At 61.9% G+C, this 21,323-nt stretch carries 23 protein-coding genes; 5 read left to right on the forward strand and 18 right to left on the reverse strand.

The window, feature by feature from the left end; all coding sequences use genetic code 11:
• The first annotated feature begins 113 nt into the window (after window positions 1–113).
• Entirely contained in the window at window positions 114–716 is a 603-nt protein-coding gene (locus tag NMG80_RS21105) for an NADPH-dependent F420 reductase (protein WP_254019894.1), read from the forward strand.
• A gap of 320 nt (window positions 717–1,036) precedes the next feature.
• Here NMG80_RS21105 and NMG80_RS21110 read toward each other — a convergent pair whose 3' ends face one another.
• The 15 genes from NMG80_RS21110 to NMG80_RS21180 form a co-directional block, all read right to left on the reverse strand.
• Window positions 1,037–1,594 (reverse strand): VOC family protein, encoded by a 558-nt coding sequence (locus NMG80_RS21110; protein ID WP_254019895.1) that lies wholly within the window; start codon window positions 1,592–1,594, stop codon window positions 1,037–1,039.
• Window positions 1,587–2,630: a gentisate 1,2-dioxygenase gene (gene gtdA / locus NMG80_RS21115; protein ID WP_367185981.1), complete on the reverse strand. Its 1,044-nt coding sequence runs from the start codon at window positions 2,628–2,630 to the stop codon at window positions 1,587–1,589. Before gtdA ends, NMG80_RS21110 begins: the two co-directional genes overlap by 8 nt.
• Before the next feature lie 10 nt (window positions 2,631–2,640).
• A complete protein-coding gene (locus NMG80_RS21120) occupies window positions 2,641–3,936 on the reverse strand; it encodes an MFS transporter (RefSeq protein ID WP_254019897.1) in 1,296 nt (431 codons plus the stop codon).
• Window positions 3,933–4,583, reverse strand: a complete 651-nt coding sequence (maiA, locus tag NMG80_RS21125) for a maleylacetoacetate isomerase (protein ID WP_254019898.1) — start codon at window positions 4,581–4,583, stop codon at window positions 3,933–3,935. Before maiA ends, NMG80_RS21120 begins: the two co-directional genes overlap by 4 nt.
• On the reverse strand, window positions 4,580–5,269 hold the full coding sequence (locus tag NMG80_RS21130) for a fumarylacetoacetate hydrolase family protein (RefSeq protein WP_254019899.1): 690 nt from the start codon (window positions 5,267–5,269) through the stop codon (window positions 4,580–4,582). Before NMG80_RS21130 ends, maiA begins: the two co-directional genes overlap by 4 nt.
• Window positions 5,270–5,331: 62 nt before the next feature.
• Window positions 5,332–6,096, reverse strand: a complete 765-nt coding sequence (locus NMG80_RS21135) for an SDR family NAD(P)-dependent oxidoreductase (protein WP_254019900.1) — start codon at window positions 6,094–6,096, stop codon at window positions 5,332–5,334.
• A gap of 115 nt (window positions 6,097–6,211) precedes the next feature.
• Window positions 6,212–7,162: an alpha/beta fold hydrolase gene (locus NMG80_RS21140; RefSeq protein ID WP_254019901.1), complete on the reverse strand. Its 951-nt coding sequence runs from the start codon at window positions 7,160–7,162 to the stop codon at window positions 6,212–6,214.
• A complete protein-coding gene (locus tag NMG80_RS21145) occupies window positions 7,162–7,500 on the reverse strand; it encodes a metal-sulfur cluster assembly factor (protein WP_254019902.1) in 339 nt (112 codons plus the stop codon). Before NMG80_RS21145 ends, NMG80_RS21140 begins: the two co-directional genes overlap by 1 nt.
• Window positions 7,493–8,569 (reverse strand): amidohydrolase family protein, encoded by a 1,077-nt coding sequence (locus NMG80_RS21150; RefSeq protein WP_254019903.1) that lies wholly within the window; start codon window positions 8,567–8,569, stop codon window positions 7,493–7,495. The genes NMG80_RS21145 and NMG80_RS21150 overlap by 8 nt, the downstream gene beginning before the upstream one ends.
• Before the next feature lie 65 nt (window positions 8,570–8,634).
• Window positions 8,635–9,600 carry a LysR family transcriptional regulator gene (locus NMG80_RS21155; protein WP_254019904.1) on the reverse strand — a complete coding sequence of 322 codons (966 nt, stop codon included), beginning with the start codon at window positions 9,598–9,600 and terminating at the stop codon, window positions 8,635–8,637.
• A gap of 29 nt (window positions 9,601–9,629) precedes the next feature.
• Window positions 9,630–10,400 (reverse strand): SDR family NAD(P)-dependent oxidoreductase, encoded by a 771-nt coding sequence (locus tag NMG80_RS21160; protein WP_254019905.1) that lies wholly within the window; start codon window positions 10,398–10,400, stop codon window positions 9,630–9,632.
• Between the two features lie 69 nt (window positions 10,401–10,469).
• Window positions 10,470–11,423, reverse strand: coding sequence for a zinc-binding dehydrogenase (locus tag NMG80_RS21165; RefSeq protein WP_254019906.1), 954 nt, complete (start codon window positions 11,421–11,423; stop codon window positions 10,470–10,472).
• A 27-nt stretch (window positions 11,424–11,450) separates the two neighbouring features.
• Window positions 11,451–11,927 (reverse strand): ester cyclase, encoded by a 477-nt coding sequence (locus tag NMG80_RS21170; RefSeq protein WP_254019907.1) that lies wholly within the window; start codon window positions 11,925–11,927, stop codon window positions 11,451–11,453.
• 11 nt (window positions 11,928–11,938) lie between these two features.
• On the reverse strand, window positions 11,939–12,376 hold the full coding sequence (locus tag NMG80_RS21175) for an ester cyclase (RefSeq protein ID WP_254019908.1): 438 nt from the start codon (window positions 12,374–12,376) through the stop codon (window positions 11,939–11,941).
• A 217-nt stretch (window positions 12,377–12,593) separates the two neighbouring features.
• On the reverse strand, window positions 12,594–13,499 hold the full coding sequence (locus NMG80_RS21180) for a pirin family protein (RefSeq protein WP_254019909.1): 906 nt from the start codon (window positions 13,497–13,499) through the stop codon (window positions 12,594–12,596).
• 114 nt (window positions 13,500–13,613) lie between these two features.
• On the opposite strand from NMG80_RS21180, the gene NMG80_RS21185 reads away from it, so the two are divergent.
• A complete protein-coding gene (locus NMG80_RS21185) occupies window positions 13,614–14,528 on the forward strand; it encodes a LysR family transcriptional regulator (protein ID WP_254019910.1) in 915 nt (304 codons plus the stop codon).
• A gap of 186 nt (window positions 14,529–14,714) precedes the next feature.
• Here NMG80_RS21185 and NMG80_RS21190 read toward each other — a convergent pair whose 3' ends face one another.
• On the reverse strand, window positions 14,715–15,695 hold the full coding sequence (locus NMG80_RS21190; protein WP_254019911.1) for a LysR family transcriptional regulator: 981 nt from the start codon (window positions 15,693–15,695) through the stop codon (window positions 14,715–14,717).
• A gap of 396 nt (window positions 15,696–16,091) precedes the next feature.
• Here NMG80_RS21190 and NMG80_RS21195 point away from each other — a divergent pair, with 396 nt between their 5' ends.
• Together NMG80_RS21195 and NMG80_RS21200 are read left to right on the forward strand one after the other, a co-directional pair.
• Window positions 16,092–16,715 (forward strand): SDR family NAD(P)-dependent oxidoreductase, encoded by a 624-nt coding sequence (locus NMG80_RS21195; protein WP_254019960.1) that lies wholly within the window; start codon window positions 16,092–16,094, stop codon window positions 16,713–16,715.
• A 208-nt stretch (window positions 16,716–16,923) separates the two neighbouring features.
• Window positions 16,924–17,358, forward strand: coding sequence for a DoxX family protein (locus NMG80_RS21200; protein WP_254019912.1), 435 nt, complete (start codon window positions 16,924–16,926; stop codon window positions 17,356–17,358).
• Window positions 17,359–17,474: 116 nt separating this feature from the next.
• Here NMG80_RS21200 and NMG80_RS21205 read toward each other — a convergent pair whose 3' ends face one another.
• Window positions 17,475–17,876: a hypothetical protein gene (locus NMG80_RS21205; RefSeq protein ID WP_254019913.1), complete on the reverse strand. Its 402-nt coding sequence runs from the start codon at window positions 17,874–17,876 to the stop codon at window positions 17,475–17,477.
• A 431-nt stretch (window positions 17,877–18,307) separates the two neighbouring features.
• Here NMG80_RS21205 and NMG80_RS21210 point away from each other — a divergent pair, with 431 nt between their 5' ends.
• Window positions 18,308–19,084 (forward strand): alpha/beta hydrolase, encoded by a 777-nt coding sequence (locus tag NMG80_RS21210; RefSeq protein WP_254019961.1) that lies wholly within the window; start codon window positions 18,308–18,310, stop codon window positions 19,082–19,084.
• A gap of 544 nt (window positions 19,085–19,628) precedes the next feature.
• On the opposite strand, the gene groL is transcribed toward NMG80_RS21210, so the two are convergent.
• Window positions 19,629–21,272 carry a chaperonin GroEL gene (groL, locus tag NMG80_RS21215; protein WP_254019914.1) on the reverse strand — a complete coding sequence of 548 codons (1,644 nt, stop codon included), beginning with the start codon at window positions 21,270–21,272 and terminating at the stop codon, window positions 19,629–19,631.
• Window positions 21,273–21,323 lie beyond the last annotated feature (51 nt).

Below are 21,323 nucleotides of genomic sequence, written 5' to 3' on the forward strand. Positions count from 1 at the left end.
GCCGAAGCCGTTCGCGGCGGGACGTCTACGCAAAGGTCGCCACACAGCAGAACGGATAACCCATCGCCGTTGAGGGCCAGGGAATCAATATCAACACGGATCGGAGAAATATTATGAGCTATGCGATTATAGGATTCGGTGCGGTAGGCCAGGCTCTCGCCCACGCCTTCGCCCGTAAAAACATCGACGTGGCCGTCGCGAGTCGCCGTCCGCCCGAGGCGTTGGCGCCGCAGGCTCGGGCGATTAAACCCACGGTCGTCGCCAAGTCTCTGCGGGATGCAGTCGAGGCCGACACGATCATCCTGGCGGTCCCGTTCTGGGAGCACCGCGAGGTGGCGAAGGCCCTGCCGAGCTGGGGAGGCAAGACAGTCATCGACGCAACGAACACGTTTGGAGTTCTCCCTGAAGAGCTGGACGGCCTCCCGTCCTCCGCCTTCGTCGCGAAGGCGTTCACCGGCGCCAAGCTCGTCAAAGGGTTCAATCACCTGGTTGCGGCCACCCTGGCTGCCGATCCGATCGTCGAGGGCGGCCACCGGGTCGTCTTTCTGTCGAGCGACGACGAGGACGCGATCGCTCCCGTGGCGGCCTTGGCCAAACAACTCGGGTTCGCACCCGTCAAGCTGGGAAAGCTCAATGAGGGTGGCGCGCTGGTGCACGCACGCGGCCGCACTTGGGGCCAGCTGATCTTCCAGGACCTGTTCAAGAAGGAGCAGTAATCGATCTACGACCGTGTGATCGAGGCCGAGAACTGGTCGCGCGCCAACTTCTTCGAGCAGCGCGCGACCGAATATTTGAAGGCCACAAAGTCGCGAGGGTTGGGGTGGGCCTGACGGCGTATGGGCGCCGTTCGAAGAGCGGGGAGACGCCCGACAGAGCGGCATATCTGCGGGTCGCCTAGGATCTATCGACTGCTATCGATGGCCTAGGATTCGCTCGAGTGTCCTCTGCTATCCGATACTACTCCACGGCACTCCCCTTCACTCCCACTCCATCATACCCTAGCAACTTAAAATATTGAATTTAAACAGGAATAATTTTACTTGCGAGTTTGGAGCGTCGCTTCCGCCGGCCCTTCGGAAGGGCGCGCAAGCTCGACGAACTCGATCGTGACGCCGTCCGGACCGCGAACATAAATCACACGTCGCCCCGCCCATGGCCCCTCCGGCACCGTTTGCGGATTTCCGAGCGGAACCCAACCATACGGGCGGGCGCGGTCAACAAGCGCGTCGAGACCGTCCACAATCAGGGCGATGTGCGCGGCGCCCGTGTCGCAAGCGCGATACCTCAGGTCCCGGCGGTCGCTGGGTCTGGTGTATTCAAGAAGCTCGATGATCTGTCCGGCGCCAGCCACCATGGCGACCGATATCTCGGCGTCGGCCACGCCTGTAACTTGTTCAACAAAATCAGGCCGCTTCAACGTGTCTGTTCCCACCAATTCGAATCCGAGGACGTCGGTCCAGAACGGAAGAGATTGCAACAGCGAGGCTACAGTGAATCCGGTGTGGTGCACATGTGTGACAGTGATCAAACGGCTTGGCGCGTCCTTCGGCGCCCGGCCGGGTGCGTGGCCTGCAGGATGAAGTGCATCAGGCATTTCCGCGATCCTCGCGGTACAGATAGAGTGCCTCTTGGATTGGCCGGTCCGAGAAGGAGAACAGGACGCTGTCCTCGTCGCTCTCGTGCCGGACACGGTGCCAGGACGGAACGACGAAGATGTCCCGTTTACCCCACTCCACCACGAAATCGTCGCCGATCCGCGTACGCCCCTTCCCCTCGATCGGCACGAACACCGTCGCATCCGTCGAGCGGTAGGCAGCTGTGGAAAAGCCCTTCGACAACAACTGGACGAAGGTTCCGATCGTCGCCATAGCGTGGTTGCCGGTGATCGGATTGGTGTAGCGCATCTTGAGCCCGTGGCAGGGATCCCAGGCGTTGGCGCTTCGCATCCGCTCCAGCGCATCGCGGGTGCGCGCATAGGGATAGTTGAACACCGGCGACGTGCCTCCGCGGGTGTCATGATCGACCGGAAGCAGATTGGCGCCATAGCGGGCGTCGCTGTCGCCTGTGGGACGGGTGAGTTTCTGCTGGTCCTCGCCGAGATGTTCAGCGAAGGAGGCGTCGAGAAACTGAACAACGGGAATATCCAGTCCGTCGAGCCAGAAGATCGGTTCGTCGCTTTCGTTGCCATGGTCATGCCACGCCATCGGCGGCGTGATAATGAAGTCGCCTTCGTTCATGATGGTGCGTTCGCCGTTGACCGAGGTGTGGGCGCCGCCGCCTTCCAGCACGAACCGCAGTGCGCTTTGCGTGTGCCGGTGGGCTGGCGCGACCTCGCCGGGAAGAACCAGTTGCACGCCGGCATAGAGGTCCGTCGTGATCTTCGACTGGCCGCGCAGTCCGGGATTTTCCAGCACCAGCACTCGCCGCTCGGCTTCCTTGGCGGTGATGAGGTCGCCGGCCTCGACCATCGCCGCGCGGATATCGGTAAAGCGCCAGTTCGCCGGGCGGCAGTGGCTGCGCGGCTCGGGCGTTACCAGATCGGCGAGCGAGGTCCACAGAGGTGCCAGGTTCTTCTCGCTGATCCGGTCGTAGAATTCACGCCGGGCAGAAGTGTCCGCCACGGCGGCCATGAAATCCTCCTTAGTCATGATTCCCTCCCTGGGCCAGTGCTGCAGCTGGGGCGGCGCGAAGCCGGATCGGAGCGGTCTCTTTGAGCAGTATGATGACAGCGACGCTTGCACCAAGCGCCCAGAGCGGCATGGTCACGGCATGCTCAATTCCGAAATTCTTGGCGATGTAGCCGGCGAGCGCCGGCGCGAGACCGCCGCCGAAAATCTCACCAATACCGATGACCATTCCCGTTCCTGTCGCCATGAGCTTTGCCGGGACTGATTCAGCGGTGATCGGTCCGACCGTGAGCGTCAGCAGGGCATAAAGGCACCCCATCGCGACCATCAGAGACAGGAACAGTACGGTCGTGTTCGCACCGGCTTCCAGGAATGTCCAAAAGGCAGCAAACGCAAGGAGTGCCGACAACAGCATGACCGGCTTGCGGCCGATGCGATCTGACAGTGCTGGCAGAAACAGGGCCCCGATGGCGCCGCCAAAGCCCATTGAGGACAGGATGAAGCCCATCTGGTCCATCGGAAGTTTAAGGTAGTCGACAAGATAGCTCGGGAAGAGCGCGGCGACGACGATGATGCACGTAAGCCAGAAGAGCTGGCACAGCACCGCGAGGGGAACGTTCCGGTATTTGAACACTTCGTACCAGCGATGATCGCCCGCGTCGTGCGTTACGCTGTGCACGGCGCTCTCCTCTGCGGTCGGCTGGCGCAGGACCTTGTGTGCGAGCAAAGCGATGATTACGCCCGGCAGCGCCACCAACAGGAATATCCAAGGCCAATCCATGACCTTGAGAAGCTGTGTCACTGCGATTGGCGCCAAGCCAAGGCCGAGCAGCGCGGGCATTGTCTGCTGAATGCCGACGTTCAGGCCATGGCGTTTCGGCGGCGATGCATCCATCGTCGCGATGATGCTGGCGGGCGTGAAAGCCCCTTCGGCAAGGCCCATCGCGGCTCGAACGATGATCAAGGTGCCTACACCGGTGGCCAGACCGCTGAGGCCCGCGATCACCGAGAAGGCAAGCAGCGCGGGCACCAGCACGCGCTTGAAGCCGAAGCGGTCGGAAAGATTGCCGGTGAAGAGTGAGGATAGGCCCCAAGCGATCGCCAGCGCCCCGGTGATGATGCCGAGATCCTGATAGTCGAGATTGAGATCGCGCTGCAGCACAGGCATGAGCGGCACGATAATAAAGCGATCGATGCCGACCAGGCCTAGGCCTAGCGACATCAATGTAACCGCCTTCCATTCGTAGCCCTTGGGTCGATCGATGTCCGGCGCGGCCGCTGCCGCGACCTTGGGTGGAAGGGTAATCATTCGGCGTCCTCCTGGTTGGTGGGAAGCGCACGCTCGAACGCCGGCAAAGCCAGGGCCGCGTCGCAGATGCGCTTCAAGATTGGGTAAGTGGAAAGGTCGAGGTCGAAGTTTCGTGCATTGACGAGCTGCGGCACGAGGCAGATGTCGGCCATGGTGACAGTGTCGCCATGGCAGAACAGGCCAGTGTCGGAGCTCGCCTCGAGCATGGCTTCGATTGCTGCGAAGCCTTCCGCGATCCAGTGGTTGTACCAGGCCTTCACCGCCGCATCGGGCTGGCTCAGCGGTCCGCGCAGATAGTTGAGGACGCGCAGATTGTCGATCGGGTGAATGTCGCTGGCGACGATCTGAGCGAGCGCTCGAACACGCGCGCGACCGGCCGGATCGGTCGGAAGCAGCGGCGGCTGCGGCCGCGTCTCATCGAGGTAGTCCAGGATCGCCAGTGACTGGACGAGTAACTTTCCATCGATTTCCAGCGATGGCACGAGCCCCTGCGGGTTGACCCGAAGATAGTCCGGCGCGCGCTGCTCGCCGCGCCGCAGATGATGAAAGACATTCGTACAGGCGATGCCCTTTAGGCTTAGGGCAATCCGGACTCGAAACGACGCCGACGAGCGGTAGTAGCCGTGGAGGATGACGAGCGTGGTCATGAGATCGACACCGTCAGCGAGGGAAGCCCGTCGATGCGCGCCTCCAGCCGATCGCCGGCCACGACCGCCCCGACGCCGTCTGGCGTGCCGGTGTAGATAAGGTCGCCCGGCGCCAGATCGACATAGCGCGACAGCCAGTGGATGATTTCGTCGACGCTCCAGATCAGATTGGCGATCGCATTTTTCTGTCGGGCGGCTCCGTTGACCTCGAGCGTGATCGCGGCGGCAGCAATGCCGGCCGCCTGCGCGACCGGCACGATCGTTCCGCAGGGCGCTGAGCGGTCGAAGGCCTTGCCCATGTCCCACGGCCGGCCTTTTTCGCGCGCCGCGATCTGGACGTCGCGCCGGGTCATGTCGAGCCCGACCGCGTAGCCGAAGACATGCGCGCCGGCATCGGCGACAGCGATGTCGCTGCCGCCGATGCCGATCGCTACCACCAGCTCCACCTCATAGTGGTAGTTTTCGGTCATGCGCGGATAAGAAATCACCGCGCCGTCGGGCTCGATGGCGTCTGCTGGCTTAAGAAAGAAGAACGGCTCCTCGCGATCGACTTCGAAGCCCATCTCCTTGGCGTGCGCCTCGTAGTTGCGGCCGGCGCAATAGATCCTGCGCACGGGAAACTCACCGCCGCCGAGCACCGGCACAACTACCGTCGGCGATGGGGCGACCACGAAATTCCGGCTCATCTTGATGTCTCCCAATGTGCGGTTCCGCGCCGCTCTTGCTCGGCGCGGCTGCTCCGGTTCGTTCACCAGGCCGTCAGGCCGCCGTCGATTTTCAGGTCGACGCCCGTGACCCAGCTGGCTTCGTCGGAAGCCAGGTAGACGATCCCCCAGGCGACATCCTCGGGCTTGCCGTGCCGGCCGAGCATGGTGTTGGCGCGCATGCCGTCCTCGAAGCCGGGCAGATTGTCGAAGGCGAACTGCGCCGCCGGCGTGTGGATGATCCCCGGTGAGACGGAGTTGGCGCGGATTTTGTGCGGCGCGCCTTCGTAGGCCATCTGGCGGGTCATCGAGACCACGCCACCCTTGCCGGTCGAGTGGGCGACGGCGCCCATGCTCCTCGTCGCGCCCCATGCCGAGATGGAGCCGAAATTGATGATTGAGCCGCCGCCGCGCCCGATCATGTGCGGCCATGCGGCGCGGACCGGCAGGAACACGATGTCGAGCTCGCCCTTGAGCGTCCGGTGCCATTGTTCCAACGTCATCTCGGGAACCGACGCGAACTCCACGAAGCCGGCGGCGGTGACGAGCGTATCGATCCCGCCATGCTTTTCGACGACATGGGCCATCAGCTTCGACACTCCGTCCTCGCTGGTGAGATCGTAGGAGACGGGGTCGATCGGAAAGCCGTTCTTCCTCGAAGCCTCGACGGTTTCCTGCAGCCCCTTGGCGTTGAGGTCGACGGCGACGACGGTGGCGCCTTCCCTGGCGAACAGCAGCGCCGTGCCTTGTCCGATGCCGCTGCCGGCGCCGGTGATGATGGCAACCTTGCCCTTCAAACGACTAGCCATGGTCTTTCTCCCTTTGGCAATTGGTTGATCGATGGCGGTCTTCGGCCAGCCAAGAGCTGGCCGCGGGCGGCACTTCACGCATCGCCCTGTGGTGTTGATTTCTGTCTTGACGAGGTCAGGCCGTCAGTCGCGGCCTGTGCTCTGGACTGCCGCTTGCGACAGCCTTTGGCGGTTCGGGCGCGCGCGCCGATCGGTCGCGTGCCAGGAATTCTAGAATGAGATCGGCGACCGCGTCGGCGCGCTCGATGTTGGGACAATGGCCGCAATCGGCGAGCACCGCTGCCTCGCCGTTCGCAATGCGGGCAGCGAGTTCGGGCGCGAAGCCCGGGAAACGCAACCGGTCGCGATCGCCGGCAATCACCAGCGTAGGTACCACAATCAGCTCGTAAGGCGTGTGGTCGGCCTGGCCAAATTCGGCTCGGGACGGCGCCTGGGGAGAGCGGAACCGCGCCGCAGCCACGGCCTCCCACGCGCCCGGCGCATTGCTGAGCGCATGCCGGCGACGCACATAGTCAGGATCGAGATGCCAGACCGGCTGCTCGAACATCGCGGCCAGCAGATCGGCCATCGCCTCTTCCGTGCCGTCGTAGTCGATGAGGCGCCGGCGCTCCTCGTTCTCCGGCATGAAGCCGCCGCCGCTGATGGCCACAAGCCGGTCGATCGGCAGTGCGCAGGGCTGGCCGGACGCCATCTGCAGGAGAAAGGTCGCGCCCATCGAATTGCCGACGAAATGCGCCCGATCGATCGCCATCACCTCCACGAATCGCGCCATGTGCGACAGCATGCGGGCCCGCTTACCGTCGAAATCGTGAATCTTGGCTGTCTTGCCAAAGCCGAGCCAGTCGGGCGCAATGACGCGGAAATGCGGCGCGAGCTTCGGAATGAGATACTCCCAGCTCAGCTCGGCGCAGCCGCCGAACTCGCCGCTGTGAAGCAGCACCAGCGGCGGCCCTTCGCCGGCCTCCAGATAATGCGTGCGCATGCCATCCACCGAGATGAAACGGCTGCGATGGACCGTTTCCACTGGCGGGACGCGCGGCGCGGTAGCAAGCTTGCCGGAGGCCATCACGCCACCGCACCCGCAACCGGTCGGAGCCGGCGCAGCCTGGCTTGTGCAAGTGGATTCATCATGGCGGGCAGCCATTCGGCGCGCGCATTCACCGCGCAGGTTACCGATGTCACGCCTGGCACTTCACCCACCACCTGCTCTACCTTAGCGATGATGTTGGCCGCCTGCCAGCAGATCGGGCTGGTCAGCCGCAGCGTAACGCGCACCGCGCCATCTGCCTCGGTCACCTCCAGCACCATTCCCATGTCGGCGAGGCTGATCGGCACACCAGTCGCGATCGAGCACGGGTCGACGACCCGGCCCAGCGCTTCGTGAATGATATCGAGGTCAAGCATCTGCCATCTCCCGCATGGTCGAGAACGGCGCTGCGGGCCCATTGGCGCGGCGGCGCGCGAAATCATCGCTTTCGATCGCGTTAAGCCGCGGCTTGAGGTCCAGGCCGGTCATTCGCGCATAGTTGTCGAACAGGATCTTGCGCTTGGCCTCGCGGTCGATCTGCGGTAGGCCGGCGCCATCGACCAGCTCCTGCGGAAAGGCGAAATCCCGCACGAAAGTTTCCAGCAACGGCTGCGGATGAAAAGCCATTGCGCCAGTACCCCAGACGAGGCGATCGATCGCGCCGGAACCGCCGGGCCCGATCAACGACGCCATGGTCTGCAGGAACGCCGCCGGCCGCGATGCAGCGAGCGCGCAGGTGATTTCCAGATTGACGTAGACGTTCGGGAAGCGCGCCAGCTGCCAGGCGGTCTCTTCGGCAAAGGCTATGCCGCCATGGATGACTTCAAAGTTGAGGTCGGGAAAGGCCATGCAAGCGCGGTCGATATCGTCGACGCGATAATGCTCGAGAGGAACCGGGCCGAGCGGCAATGCCTTGTGGATTGCGACCACCTTGATGCCAAGAGCCTGCGCGCGCTCGAACAGCGGAAAGGCGACCTCCGGATCGTCCATCTTCCAGCCGCGGATTTCCTGACCAACCCAACTGTTGGGATAGAGCTTCAATCCGACGGGTTTGAGAATCTCCACCTGCCGTTCGAGCTCGTCCAGCGCCGCCTTTCCGGTGAGCGGATCGACGCCGCAATAGGTGATCATCCGGTCCGGCCAGCGCTGCTGCGCCTCGACCGCCTTATCGAAGCTGCATAGGCCGTCCTTGAACGAGTAGATGGGCAACGCGTGATAAACAGCGAGGTCCGTGTCGCTTTCGACAAAGACCTGATCGACGGTCTCCTCGATCGACCAGTCGCGGTAAAATTGCGCCTCGGTCGGGGCATATCCCGGCCGGGCGGTGGCGATCACCGACTGATAGACGAGGTCGGCGAGCGGCTTGGCGAAGCGGTTCGCAAAATTGGAGGCATCCATATTGTAAGCGTGAATGACCGCATCAATTACAGGAAGGCCATCAATCATTTACTTCCTCCACTTGTTTTCTATTTCTCGAAACTATGTCTTCGATGACGATCTCTGTCTAACGATTAATAATGACCACGTGATCTCGTTTCGAGATTACTGTCGCCGATCTTTACTAGTGCCCCCGGCTGGATGCTTTGCGGAATCTTTTTGCCGGCAACCGTGGTCGCAATTTCACGAAACGCCGCGATCGCCGGATTGTCGGGAGCGGCCTTCCAGGCAGTCAGCAATTCGTAGGGCGTCAGATGATCTTCGACGCGTGAGTAGGCAACGCCAGGGTGCTGGGTACGGGCGACCCATTCGGGCACCAGCGTTGCGCCGAGGCCGGCGCTGACAAGCGCCAACAGGGTGTGCAACTGCTCGGCCTCCTGCGCCACTTTCGGAGCGAATCCCGCCGTGGCGAACGCCGCGACCATGATGTCGAGGATCCGGCTGCCCATCTTCCTCGGGAAGAGCACGAAGGGTTCGTCGGCCAGCGCCGCCAGTGCCAGTGACGGTGTTCCGGCAAGACGGTGGCCGTCGGGGAGCGCTATGACCAGCGGCGCCTCGACGAGGAGCGCAGTCTCGATGCCGTGGCCGGGCGGCGGGGACGGAATGATTCCGATATCGATGACGGATCCGCGAAGTCCCTCGATCTGAGCCGTTCGATCGAGTGGATAGAGCGTCAGCTCGACCTCCGGCCACCGCGCCCGGAAAACCTGCAGCATCGGCGGAAGCAGCGACCACAGCACGTTGTCCACAAACCCGATGGCGAGCCGGCCTATCGACCCGTCGGCGGAAGCGCGCGCGCGATGTGTTGCCTCCTCGATGCGTCGGAGAATATCGCGCGCCTCCGGCAGGAACACCTCTCCGGGAAGCGTCAGTCTTACCTTCTGCCGCGAACGCTCGAGCAGCGGGAAGCCGAGTTCCTCTTCGAGCAGCTTGACCTGCTGACTGACCGCGGACTGGACGACATGCATGCGTTCGGCAGCGCGGCCGAAATGCAGTTCTTCGGCGACGGCGGTGAAGTAGCGGAGCCGGCGCAGGTCCACGATCATTGCTCCAGGGCTCGGCTCGCCGCTCAGATCACCGAGAGCAGGCCGCCGTCGACCAGGAGGCCGATGCCGGTGACGTAACTTGACAGGTCTGACCCCAGCCAGGCGACGGCGTCGCCGATCTCCGACGGCTTGCCGAGACGCCGCAGCGGTGTGCGTTTGCGAAAACCCTCGGAGGCCTCGGCGATGGCCGGCGTCGTGCGCAGCAGATGCGTATCGATCGTACCGGGGCAGACGGCGTTCACGCGGATGCCGTCGGGACCGAGCGCGTCGGCGAGCGCCTTGGCCATGAGCACGACGCCGCCCTTGCTGGTGGAATAGGCCACGGTTATGCCCGCGCCGGCGATCCCCCCCATGCTGCCCATCAAAACGATGCTGCCGGCCTTTTCGTGCGCCTTCATCTGGCGGGCTGCTGCCTGCGCGCCGAACAGCACGCCATCGAGATTGACCGACATCAGGCGGTGAAAATCGTCTTCGGTCACGTCGGCGCCATCCGCGCGCAACGTTATGCCGGCGTTGCAAACCATCACGTCGACGCCCCCGAACTCGGTGGCCGCATCGATGAGAGCGTCGTTTTCGGCCTTCTTTGACACATCGGTCGGGACGAACCGAGTTGGGACACCAAGCGTCTCAATCTCGGTCGTTGTCGGCTCGCCACCTTCCTTTGGCGTTTCGACAACATCGGAGACGATGACCGCCTTGGCGCCATGCTGCGCCGCCCCGATTGCGATTGCACGGCCGATGCCACTGGCCGCGCCCGTCACGATCACCACCTTGTCTTTCAGGATGTCGCTCATTGTCGTCTCCTCACGGGTTCTAGTCGATTGAACGGATCTCGATCGGCAAAGGCAGAGTTCAGATTCGGCTCAGGGCACGAGGATGGGATTTGGGCCAATCTTCCGCGCGATGTAGTCCGCATGCGCTTGTCCCGCATCGGCAAGGCGGTAGCGCTGAAGTTCTATCTCCCCGAAGATGCCGTCTCTCCACTGATCAAAGACCTCGGTCGCAGCCTGGGCGAGCATGGCGTCCTTCACGGTTCCAGCGGCGCTGGCGTGGCTGACTTTCAGACGGCGTTCGGCGAGTAGTTCCCCATCGATTTCAGGGGAACCCGAAGCCGCGCCGATGGTGAAAATGGCGCCGCCATCTCGGACGTTTTGAACAGAGGCGGCAAACGTCGCCTTGCCGACGAACTCGTAAACAACGTCCACGCCTTGCGGCGCGACGGCGCGTATGCGGTCGGCAAGGCTGGCCTGATCGGAGGCAAGGACATGATCGGCGTCGGCCGAAATACGCGCAAGTTTGGAACTCGAACCCACCGCAACCACAGTCGCACCCAGCGCCTTGGCCCAACGTACAACCAACGAGCCGACGCCGCCGGTCGCGCCCTGAACCAGAACCCTGTCACCAGCCTTGATCTCGTGCAGTTTTCTGACTGCCAGCCATGCTGTCACGCCTTTGGTCAGAAGGCCTGCGGCAATCTCGGACGGCACATCGTCTGGCAAATGCACAAGCGGAGCAACGTCGATAATCCGCTCTTCCGCATAGGCTCCTGGCGCGAAGAAATAGGCAATACGATCGCCGACGGCAAAACCCTCGGTGTTCGCGCCAGTCTCGGTAATCACGCCCGAGGCTTCGACTCCGGTCACAAACGGCAGATTGGCGTTGAAGGCGCCTGAACGGAACATCGCGTCGATGTAGTTTACGCCGATGGCCTCCTGGCGAAGCTTGACCTGACTTCGACCAGGCGAGCCGACGACCTCTTCCTCGAGAACAAGAACCGATGGGTCACCGGTACGGCGCATGCGAACGACGGCAGACATGGTGCTTATCCTTATGACCTTGATTGCCTATCGAGAGAGGTGGCCCAGTTCACTCAGGCCGGTCATCCAGTCCTCGGTGTGCCAGGTGCGGGCAATCTTGCCATTCTCGATTTCATGGATGTCGACTGCCTGAATTTTCATGGATCGACCGGTTGCGGGCAGACCGGCAAAGGCATTTCGTTGTGTTCCAGTGATGGTCGACCGCACGACAACCTTGCGCCCATCCTGGAGGATATCTTCGATCCGGATATCGAAATCGGGAAAGGCGCCTACGAGCATTGCCATCGCCGCTTTCGCACCTTCGGGACCATGTGGAACGGTCGGTGGCGAAGGGATGTCTATCCAAGTGGGCGCCAGAATCTTCTCAAGCAGTTCGGCGTCATGGCTTGCAAAGGCCTCGTACCATTGCGACGCGATCTGTTTCGGATCGTTCGCCGCCGCTGGCGTGGCGCTCGCCTGCAAAGCGAGCAATGAACCGGCGATCAATGTGATGAGCGACTTCATGACCGCCGACCTCAAGCCTTGGACAGAGGCGCGATAGCGCCCAGCTGCTGCATGACCGAGAAGAGGTTCGCCACGCCCCAGTGCTCGGTGATCCTGCCGTCGACGACGCGCATCGCGTCGACGGTCTCGAAGCTGACCTTGATCCCCGTGCCAGCGACACCGAGGAAATTCCCCTGATGCGTGCCGTGATAGGTTTTGTAGGTGGTGACCACGTCGCCATCGGCGCGCTGCCAATGAACCTCCGGCGTGAAATCCGGAAAGGCTTCGCGCAGACGCTTGTAGAGGACGAGGACGCTGGCCTTGTCGCGACCGCCTCCGGGCTGGGGCGTATGATCGAAGAAATTGTCTGCAAACAGCTCGTCGAACAGGGCCCAGTTTCCGCCGCCCTGCACGTCTTCAGTGTTGCGGCGAATGACGGCCTTGGCCGTTTCACTAACGCTAGTGGTCATGGATTCAACCTTTCATGGTTCCGCCGATGGCCAGGTCAGTATCGACGTCAGTTTTGTGATCGAAGAGTGGCTTGCGACGCCAAAGTTCGGTCATACGACGGCAGGACGTTTTTGCGCCGCTGCATTGGCAACATGCCGGGTCCACCGGTTTTTGGTAATTCGAATAATATCGAGCGATATGTTCGATCAGCTCGACAAGCTGCGACTAGGCAATGGTTCACGCCGCGCGCGGAACCTCAGCAAGTGGGATGAACTCGCTATCTCCTGGCACGCCGGGAAAGCGTCGGGCACGCCAGTCGTCGGCGGCCTGTTCAATCCTCTCCTTGCGGCTTGAGACAAAGTTCCAAAAGATGTGGCGCTTGCCCTCCAGCGGTTCGCCGCCGAGCAGCATCAAGCGGGTTGCGCCCCGGGCGTGAACGATGATCTCGCTGCCCGGACGAAAGATGACCAACTGATCCTTCAAAAAGTGACCACTCTGACCAGAGATCTCGATCTCCCCTTCGACGACATAGGCGGCCCGTTCGATATGGTCGCTTTCGACCTTGAAGCGGGCACCAGCAGCCAAGCTGACATCTGCATAGAGCGTCTCGGAGAAAATGCGCGTCGGCGAATGTGCGCCGCCGAGGCTCCCCGCGAGGAGCCGCGCGTCGACGCCTGCATCCGATAACCGGGGAAGCGCGGTCGCATCGATATGCTGGAAGCCAGGATCGGTCTCCTCCAGCGCCAGCGGCAAGGCGAGCCAGGCCTGGAAGCCAAACATCGTTCCACCATCGGCGCGCCATTCAGAACCGCTGCGCTCGGAATGAACGATGCCGCGGCCGGCGGTCATCAGATTTACCTCGCCCGGTCTGATCGTCTGGACATAGCCCTCGCTGTCTCGATGCACCATCTCGCCATCGATCAAATACGTGACGGTCGCCAAGCCGATATGCGGATGGGGGCGGGTATCGATTCCCTGACCGGCGCGGATCACTGTCGGACCAAAACTGTCGAGAAAGATGAATGGGCCGACCATCCGGCGAAGTGGCGATGGCAGTGCGCGCCGAACAGCAAAGTCGCCGAGGTCACGAACCGCAGGCAGGAGTACCTGCTCCACCGGCACTGTGTTGGATTGAAGGGTCATGATTTGGTGCCTCGCCGATCCGGGCCTGGGCGGTTGTTTCGACGAGAAACCTATGCGTGCTGGACACCCTAGAAAACCGGCATAAAATAGGTCGTTATATTCGAGGAATTCGATATGACTTCCGAGCCCGGCACCCCGACTCTCGATCAGCTGAGAGTCCTGTTGACGGTCGTCGAAGCCGGGAGCTTCGCCGGCGCGGCGCGCAAGCTCAACCGCGCAACGTCGGTGATCAGCTATTCGATCGCCAATCTCGAGTCGCAACTGGGCATGACCCTGTTTGACAGGGAATCGACGCGAAAGCCCCAACTGACCGAGGCTGGCCGGATGGTGCTCGCCGAAGCGCGGACGGTTGCCAGCGGCATCGACGGTCTGAGGGCGAAGGTCAAGGGCATGCTGCAGGGCCTCGAGGCAGAACTACACCTCGTGCTCGACGTTCTTCTACCCGAAGAGCGTGTGGTCGATGCCTTGACGAGCTTTCGCGAGCAGTTTCCGACTGTGTCACTGCATCTGCATATCGAGACCCTCGGTGCCGTCACCAAGCTCGTCCTAGATCGGGTCGCTTCCATCGGCGTCAGCGGTCCGCTCGATGGCAAAAGAGCGGAGATCGAACGGATATCGATCGGCAGCGTGAAAATGATCCCGGTCGCTGCGCCGGGCCATCCTCTTGCGCTTTCCGGACACAACGCGCCGGGCGCGAGCCGCGAGCACATTCAGCTGGTGCTCACCGATCGGTCGCCACTCACACAGGGACGCGATTTTGCTGTGGTGAGCAGCCGCACGTGGCGTCTGGCTGACCTCGGGTCGAAGCACATGCTGCTGAAAGCTGGGATTGGCTGGGGGAACATGCCGGTGCCGATGATCAGCGAGGACCTCAAGTCCAGCAGGCTCGTTCACCTGCATATGCCTGATGCACCGGGAGGCGACTATACGCTTGACGCGATCTACCGGTCGGATACCCCGCCTGGGCCCGCTGCGTCATGGCTGATCAAACGGTTCGAGGCGCAGGCCAAAGCCGACGTGGCACGTTGAGATCACGGCAAACGCACAGACGGACAACGGGCGATCTGACCTATTTCGATCCTGCGGGCTGTTCAACCAAGTCAATCTAGGATGCGGCACGAAGACCTGGAGCTGAAGTACAAGCACCGGCCATTGGCTTTCCGGGTGAGCACTTTCCCTGTTGAATCTTAACGGGGCCACCTCGCGTAGACAACGCTAGCCTCCACCTTGCATGGCATCACGAAGATGAATTGGAGAAGCGGCGGCAGTCGGAGCGAAGGCCCGCAAAATACCACCGTCCATGCCATGCGATTGGCGCAAGAACTGATTGATCAGGAACGACGCAGCGGGGCCGGGAGGCATGTCCGTTCGGTGAATCGCAAAGAAGCGATAGTGACCGCCCTTGAAATCCGGCAGGTCCAACAGCACAAGCTTGCCCGACGCGAGGTCCTCCTGGATCATGGGTTCCGGCATCGTCCCCCAGCCGATGCCTTCTCGAAGCAGCATGTGCTTGGTTGCGAGGTCCGCTACTCGCCAAGTGTGGGTGCCCATCACCCCAAGGTCCGAACCTGCGGCAGGCGGTGATCGGTCGGTCAATACCAGCTGAACGTGATGACGCCCCGCGCCAAGCTCGTTCACGCTGCTTGCCAGGGGATGGGAGGGCGCCGCGACCGGAACAAGGTGGACGCTACCAACGCCGATGCGTTCCAGACCGTCGATTTCGATGTCGGGCGGACCGCGAACGCCAATCATCGAAGTCCGATCAAGGACCAGCTGGGTCACAGCGCCTAGCGCCTCAGCTCTCAGCCGAAGCGGGACAGTCGGAAACTTATCCTGGAAATTCCGCAGAGCTTCGACCACGCGAGCGGCGGGCAGCATCTCGTCGAAAGCGAGGTGGACTTCGGATTCGATGCCTTGATGAAGCCCCTTGGCCTTCGCACGCAAGCGGTTGAAACCCAACGCCACGTTGCGCGCCTCCGTCAGCAAGGCGCGCCCTTCGCCGCTGAGTTGGGGGCGGCGGGTGGAATCCCGCTCGAAAAGCGTGACACCCAACTGCGCTTCCAGATTGGCAATCGTGTAGCTGATGACCGAAGTCGCTCGGTTGAGCTGACGCGCCGCGCCGGCGAAGCTGCCAACATCGACGACCGCGAGAAACACCCGCAATTGGTCGAACGTTGGCGTACCTGGATCAGACATACCGATTTCCTCGAAGGCGAGATTATTCAGGTTTCGGCGACATGTCATTAGCTCTACGAACGGGGCGATGCGTCGCGCGCCACATGCCTATTCGCTCGAACGTCCTGATCGACCGAATCCGGCTGGAAGCGAAGGACTCATTTGGGACAGGTTTCCATCAGTTGAGCAACCACCGGCGAGCAGATCAGGCAGAGGCGGCGCGAGCCCTGCCAATACGGGTCTCCGTTGCAGCGAGGAGGCGCGCATGATGCTGAACGATTTCGATGGCAAGGTGATCCTGGTTACTGGTGCCGGCTCGGGCATCGGACGCGAAGCGGCTTTGGCGTTTGCTGCTCGCGGGGTCTTGTTTTCGGCGCAGATCTGAACGAGCAGGGTCTTGGGGAGACTGAGCACCTTATCGCGCAGGCTGGCGGCAGGGCGCACATAGGCCGCGTTGATGTTTCCTCTGAGGAGGATGTTTCAGCCTTTCTCTCGCGCATCGACGCTGAGGCGGGTCGTCTGGATGTCGCCTTCAACAATGCAGGAATCACCGGTGGCGCGCATCGGATCGAGGACTATCCAACGGATGAATTCGACGGGGTTTTGCGCATCAATCTGCGCAGCGTCTTTCTGTGCATGAAGCACGAGGTTCCGCTCATGAAGCGGAGCGGTGGCGGTGCCATCTGCAACACTGCATCGGTTGCCGCTCTCACTGGCCCCGGCGGCATGTGCGCCTACGCGGCATCAAAACACGGCATTCATGGTTTGACGCGGGTCGCGGCAATGGAGAACGCTGCCCATGGGATTCGGGTGAACGCCCTCGCACCGGGCTGGACCGAGACCCCGATGGTCATCACAGCCAGCGCTCAGAATCCTTCCTTCGCCGCCCAGACGACCAACGCCATTCCCGCCAAGCGGGGCGGCCAGCCAAGCGAAATCGCCCAAGCCGCGCTTTGGTTGTGCTCAAGCGCATCAAGCTACGTCTTTGGGCAAATGCTGGTCGTTGATGGAGGCATGACCATCGGCGGATTCGAGTTCTGAGAACGGAGATGGGCGACACCATCCGATCATACCTGCTTGCGTCGAATCGAGTCCGCGCCGGAGAGCCGCAGGTTTTTTGCCTATCTCTCTATTCGAGATAATCGATGATAATCTATGAACTTATCCAGCTATTTTGTCTGATCGATCGATGGCATCGTCAAATCATCGAGGCGGCCACGGTGACTGCCTCTCTGACAGGAGCACCACAATGTCCACCTCTGCCACCGTTGCCCAACGCATCGAAAGGCTCTCCACGTCTCCACTCTTTGAGGGCATTCTGCCGCTCGGCGGCCGTATCCTCATCAGCGCGATCTTTCTTCTCTCCGGCTTCAGCAAGCTCGCCGATCCAGCCGGCACGATCGGCTACATCCAGATGGTCGGCCTGCCTTTCGCGCCCCTGGCCTATGGCACAGCAGTTATCGTCGAGGTCCTCGGCGGCCTTGCGCTCATCGTCGGGTATCGGACCCGTCTGGTGGCGTTCGGTCTCGCCCTGTTCAGCGTGGCAACGGCATTGAGCTTTCACACCAATCTCGCCGACCTCAACGAGTTCATCCATTTCTTCAAGAACATCGCCATGGCCGGAGGCTTGCTGCAGGTCGCCGCCTTCGGGGCCGGCCGCTACAGCCTGGACGCGCGACGTTGATTTGCGTCGGTTCCCAGCCATCAATGCTCGGGTTACATAAGCCCGAGCATTTCTTCTGAGCCGCAGCAGATGAGCCGGCCACGGATTTCCGACCGTGGGTCCCGATTTACAAATTCTCAGACCTGAACTGCCTTCGAAAGTCGACCTCCCTTCCCGCCACCATGAAGGATCCCTGGCCGCGATTGTGGAGTGTCCGCGGTGTATCGATTTGCGCCACATGCGCTTTGACGCTCCCCTATGAAGAAGCCGTACTCGTCCACCATGCGATCGTCGAAGAGACGACACTCGAAGCTGGCGTAGCCATTCGTCGATGAGCGGCGCCGTGGCCGCTGGGCTTTGCCGGGAGTGAGACCCGTCGCCGCGAATGTGTCGCCCTGCTCGGCATGACTGTTGCCGATTGCAACCACTTGATCGAGGTGGGCACGTTGATCACGCATCGCGGCTTTCGCCGATGGCAGAATGGCTACGGTGCCGTCCCAGATGTAGCAGCCAAGCAGCGCTGGCGAGAACTGCATCATCGTGTGCCAACCCATCGTCATGATTGTTGGAGTAGCCCTTATGATGGGACGCCATGAGGACGATCGGTCCGGTCTCCAGATGCTCCCGGACCCTGATCAGCGGGAAATCCTTCTTTTCTAGGCGCATCGTCCTGCTCCTTGTTGGTACAGCGGCCCCGCGACGCGGGGCCGCTGTACAGGGTCAGCCAATCGCCAAGCTCAAGCGCGTGAGCTTGGCCTCGGCGTCCGCCGCCTGCCGCGTCAGCCCGATGATTCGGACCTTTGGGCCAAGTTGCTCCGCCGGAGTGCGAGACAGGCGATCACGAAGCGGTGACGGCTGTAACGAGGACCGGGTGGGCTGCGAAGACTGGACGTGAGCGCCGCGCAACACATTGCGGCGCGTCTCGGCCGAAATTTCGGCACGAAACGACCAACCTCTCAAGGAATCCAGGATCATGATGAATAGGCGTACTTTCTCTACCGCGCTCGCCGCTGGGGTGGCTACGAGCATATTGGCCGGCTCAGACAAGACGCGAGCGCAGACGAGCCCCAAGGCTCGCAATGTCGTCCTGGTCCATGGCGCATATGCGGATGGCTCGTGCTGGTCGGAAGTGGTTGGCCGGCTGCAGCAGGCCGACTTCAAGGCAACCGTCGTCCAGCACCCGCTGACCACGCTGGAGGCGGGCGTCGAGGCGACGCGCCGTGCGATCGCTCTCCAGGATGGACCGACGATTCTTGTCGGACACTCCTTTGCCGGCATGATCGTCAGCCAGGCAGGGATGGATCCGAAGGTTTCCTCGCTCGTCTATGTCGCGGCGCGTGCGCCGGATGCTGGTGAAGACTACACGGCGCTCGCCAAGACTTTTGCGCCGCCGCCCGCCTCCGCCGGGCTTGTTTGGTCCCAAGGCTACGGCAAGCTCAGCGAAGAGGCCTTCTTGCGGGATTTCGCCGGCGGCATTCCTCGTGAGAAGGCGCGCATCCTCTATACCGTCCAGGGGCCGATCTCCGACAAGCTGTTCACCGGAAAGACAACGCAGGCGGCCTGGCGCTCGAAGCCAAGCTGGTATGCAGTCTCGACCGAGGATCGCACGATCAACCCGGATCTCGAGCGCTTCATGGCAAAGCGCATGAAGGCAAAGACCATCGAGGTGAAGGCGAGCCATCTGTCACTGATCTCTCACCCGCACGAGATCGCCGGGCTGATCTCGCAAGCCGGACAGCTCAGCTAGCGGCTATGGCCAGCTCTGGGGCGGCATGGAATTCAGCCGCCTCAGGAGCAGCGCCGACAGACATACCTGGCCGGACGCGCGAAGCTTGCTCCTGGCCCTGACCTCCGTCAGCGGAAAGTCCGGCCGGTGAAAGCGCAGCAGCCGGATATTTAGTAAAGGCAGCCAGAAGCTATCGCGCCATGTTCAAGCGCGATAGTTTCGGGCATTAACTGAGCTTGGCCAACGAGACAGATCTGCAATCGGCTCCGATTGTTGGGAGACGGGCAAATTGTTACAAAACCTCGGATATTAGGCAAGCATGATCCGAGAAATGATAAAGTTGTCACAGTGGTTGCGACCTAGAGATATTTCTCTCAATGGCCGCATTTCTGTTGACTTCGCCCCAGCTCCAGATGGCAAATTATGCCGCTTTGACCCATCTCGGTCGGCAACTTCGCGCCATGAGCCGACCTTGGATACCGTGATCCTCGACGATTTGTCTCACCTCGATAGCGGACGAGATCATTGTTGATTGCCGCGAGCCCGGATTACGACCGCGAAGCGGTCAAAAATCCAAATCCATATCGTGATGATGATGCTCGTGACCGGGAAGCTCCGGCGGCGGCGGGCCAGGCACTTCGGCCACCATGGCCTCCGTCATGATGAGGAGGCCTGCCACCGAGGCTGCGCCCTGGAGCGCCGTTCGCACCACCTTGGCCGGGTCGATGATGCCCTTTGACACCAGATCACCGTACACGCCCGATTGGGCATCGTAGCCATAGGCGTTGTCGTCGTTTTCGAGGATCCCGGCGATGACGACCGAGCCTTCCAGGCCGGCATTGATCGCGATTTGCCGAGCCGGCCAGGTGATCGCCTTCCTGACGATCGCGATACCGACCTGCTGGTCCTCGTTGCTGCCCTTGAGCTTCTTGAGCGCCCTGCCGGCGCGCAGCAAGGCGACCCCGCCGCCGGGGAGAATGCCCTCTGCAACCGCGGCTCTTGTCGCGTTCATCGCGTCATCGATGCGGTCCTTCTTCTCCCTGACCTCGACTTCGGTTGCACCGCCGACCCGGATAACGGCGACGCCACCGGCGAGCCTGGCCAGCCGCTCCTGGAGGTTCTCGCGGTCGAAATCGGAGGTGGTTTCCGCAAGCTCGAGCTTGATCTCGGCGATGCGGGCCTCGATTCTTTCCCGCTTGCCGGCGCCGCCGACGATCGTGGTGTTTGCCTTGTCGATCATCGCCTTCTTGGTGCGCCCGAGCATATCGAGGGAAGCATGCTCGAGCTTGATGCCCAAATCCTCCGAGATCACTGTTCCGCCGGTCATCAGCGCGAGATCCTGCAGCATCGCCTTGCGGCGATTTCCGTAGGCCGGCGCCTTCACGGCTGCAACCTTGAGAGCGCCGCGCAACTTGTTGACCACCAGCGCCGCCATCACCTCACTCTCGACATCCTCGGCGATGATGAGCAGCGGCTTGCCGGCCTGCACCACCTTCTCCAGCAGCGGCAGTATTTCGTTCAGACTGGACAGCTTCGTCTCGCTAATGAGGACATAGGCATCCTGCATCTCGACCCGCATCTTTGCGCGATTGGTGATGAAATGGGGCGAGATATAGCCGCGGTCGAACTGCATGCCCTCGGCGAATTCGACTTCGGTTTCGAGCGACGTCCCGTCCTCGACAGTGATCACGCCGTCATTGCCGACCCTCTTCATCGCGTCGGCGAGGCAACGGCCGATCTCCCTGTCGCCGTTGGCCGAGATGGTGCCGACTTGCGCAATCTCGACGTTCGAGGTGACCTTCGTGGCGTTGTTTTTGAGTTCCGCGACGACGGCTTCGACCGCGAGATCGATGCCGCGCTTCAGGTCCATGGGATTCATGCCGGCGGCCACCGCCTTGGCGCCCTCCCGGGCGATCGCATGCGCAAGCACGACGGCGGTGGTCGTGCCGTCGCCGGCCTGATAGGAGGTTTTTGTTGCTATCTCGCGCACCATCTGGGCGCCCATATTCTCAAACTTGTTGTCGAGTTCAATTTCCCTGGCGACGGTCACGCCGTCCTTCGTGACCCGCGGCGCGCCGTGCTCCCTGCCGATCGCGACGTTGCGCCCCCGCGGGCCAAGCGTGACGCTCACCGCATTCGCCAGGGTGTCAATGCCGCGCAGCATTCTGTCGCGAGCCTCGAACGAAAACATGATCTCCTTGGCAGCCATTTCCTTGATCCTTAAGACCTAATCTTCGGGGAACGGCGAAGCTTCATTCGG

This window comes from Mesorhizobium escarrei, assembly GCF_935825525.1.
GTDB classification, from domain to species: Bacteria; Pseudomonadota; Alphaproteobacteria; order Rhizobiales; family Rhizobiaceae; genus Mesorhizobium; species Mesorhizobium escarrei.

Coding starts and splice junctions, on each gene's coding strand:
- NMG80_RS21105 (WP_254019894.1), top strand. CDS start 114: ATGAGCTATGCGATTATAGGATTCGGTGCGGTAGGCCAGGCTCTCGCC.
- NMG80_RS21110 (WP_254019895.1), bottom strand. CDS start 1,594: ATGCCTGATGCACTTCATCCTGCAGGCCACGCACCCGGCCGGGCGCCG.
- gtdA (WP_367185981.1), bottom strand. CDS start 2,630: ATGGCCGCCGTGGCGGACACTTCTGCCCGGCGTGAATTCTACGACCGG.
- NMG80_RS21120 (WP_254019897.1), bottom strand. CDS start 3,936: ATGATTACCCTTCCACCCAAGGTCGCGGCAGCGGCCGCGCCGGACATC.
- maiA (WP_254019898.1), bottom strand. CDS start 4,583: ATGACCACGCTCGTCATCCTCCACGGCTACTACCGCTCGTCGGCGTCG.
- NMG80_RS21130 (WP_254019899.1), bottom strand. CDS start 5,269: ATGAGCCGGAATTTCGTGGTCGCCCCATCGCCGACGGTAGTTGTGCCG.
- NMG80_RS21135 (WP_254019900.1), bottom strand. CDS start 6,096: ATGGCTAGTCGTTTGAAGGGCAAGGTTGCCATCATCACCGGCGCCGGC.
- NMG80_RS21140 (WP_254019901.1), bottom strand. CDS start 7,162: ATGGCCTCCGGCAAGCTTGCTACCGCGCCGCGCGTCCCGCCAGTGGAA.
- NMG80_RS21145 (WP_254019902.1), bottom strand. CDS start 7,500: ATGCTTGACCTCGATATCATTCACGAAGCGCTGGGCCGGGTCGTCGAC.
- NMG80_RS21150 (WP_254019903.1), bottom strand. CDS start 8,569: ATGATTGATGGCCTTCCTGTAATTGATGCGGTCATTCACGCTTACAAT.
- NMG80_RS21160 (WP_254019905.1), bottom strand. CDS start 10,400: ATGAGCGACATCCTGAAAGACAAGGTGGTGATCGTGACGGGCGCGGCC.
- NMG80_RS21165 (WP_254019906.1), bottom strand. CDS start 11,423: ATGTCTGCCGTCGTTCGCATGCGCCGTACCGGTGACCCATCGGTTCTT.
- NMG80_RS21170 (WP_254019907.1), bottom strand. CDS start 11,927: ATGAAGTCGCTCATCACATTGATCGCCGGTTCATTGCTCGCTTTGCAG.
- NMG80_RS21175 (WP_254019908.1), bottom strand. CDS start 12,376: ATGACCACTAGCGTTAGTGAAACGGCCAAGGCCGTCATTCGCCGCAAC.
- NMG80_RS21180 (WP_254019909.1), bottom strand. CDS start 13,499: ATGACCCTTCAATCCAACACAGTGCCGGTGGAGCAGGTACTCCTGCCT.
- NMG80_RS21185 (WP_254019910.1), top strand. CDS start 13,614: ATGACTTCCGAGCCCGGCACCCCGACTCTCGATCAGCTGAGAGTCCTG.
- NMG80_RS21190 (WP_254019911.1), bottom strand. CDS start 15,695: ATGTCTGATCCAGGTACGCCAACGTTCGACCAATTGCGGGTGTTTCTC.
- NMG80_RS21200 (WP_254019912.1), top strand. CDS start 16,924: ATGTCCACCTCTGCCACCGTTGCCCAACGCATCGAAAGGCTCTCCACG.
- NMG80_RS21205 (WP_254019913.1), bottom strand. CDS start 17,876: ATGATGCAGTTCTCGCCAGCGCTGCTTGGCTGCTACATCTGGGACGGC.
- groL (WP_254019914.1), bottom strand. CDS start 21,272: ATGGCTGCCAAGGAGATCATGTTTTCGTTCGAGGCTCGCGACAGAATG.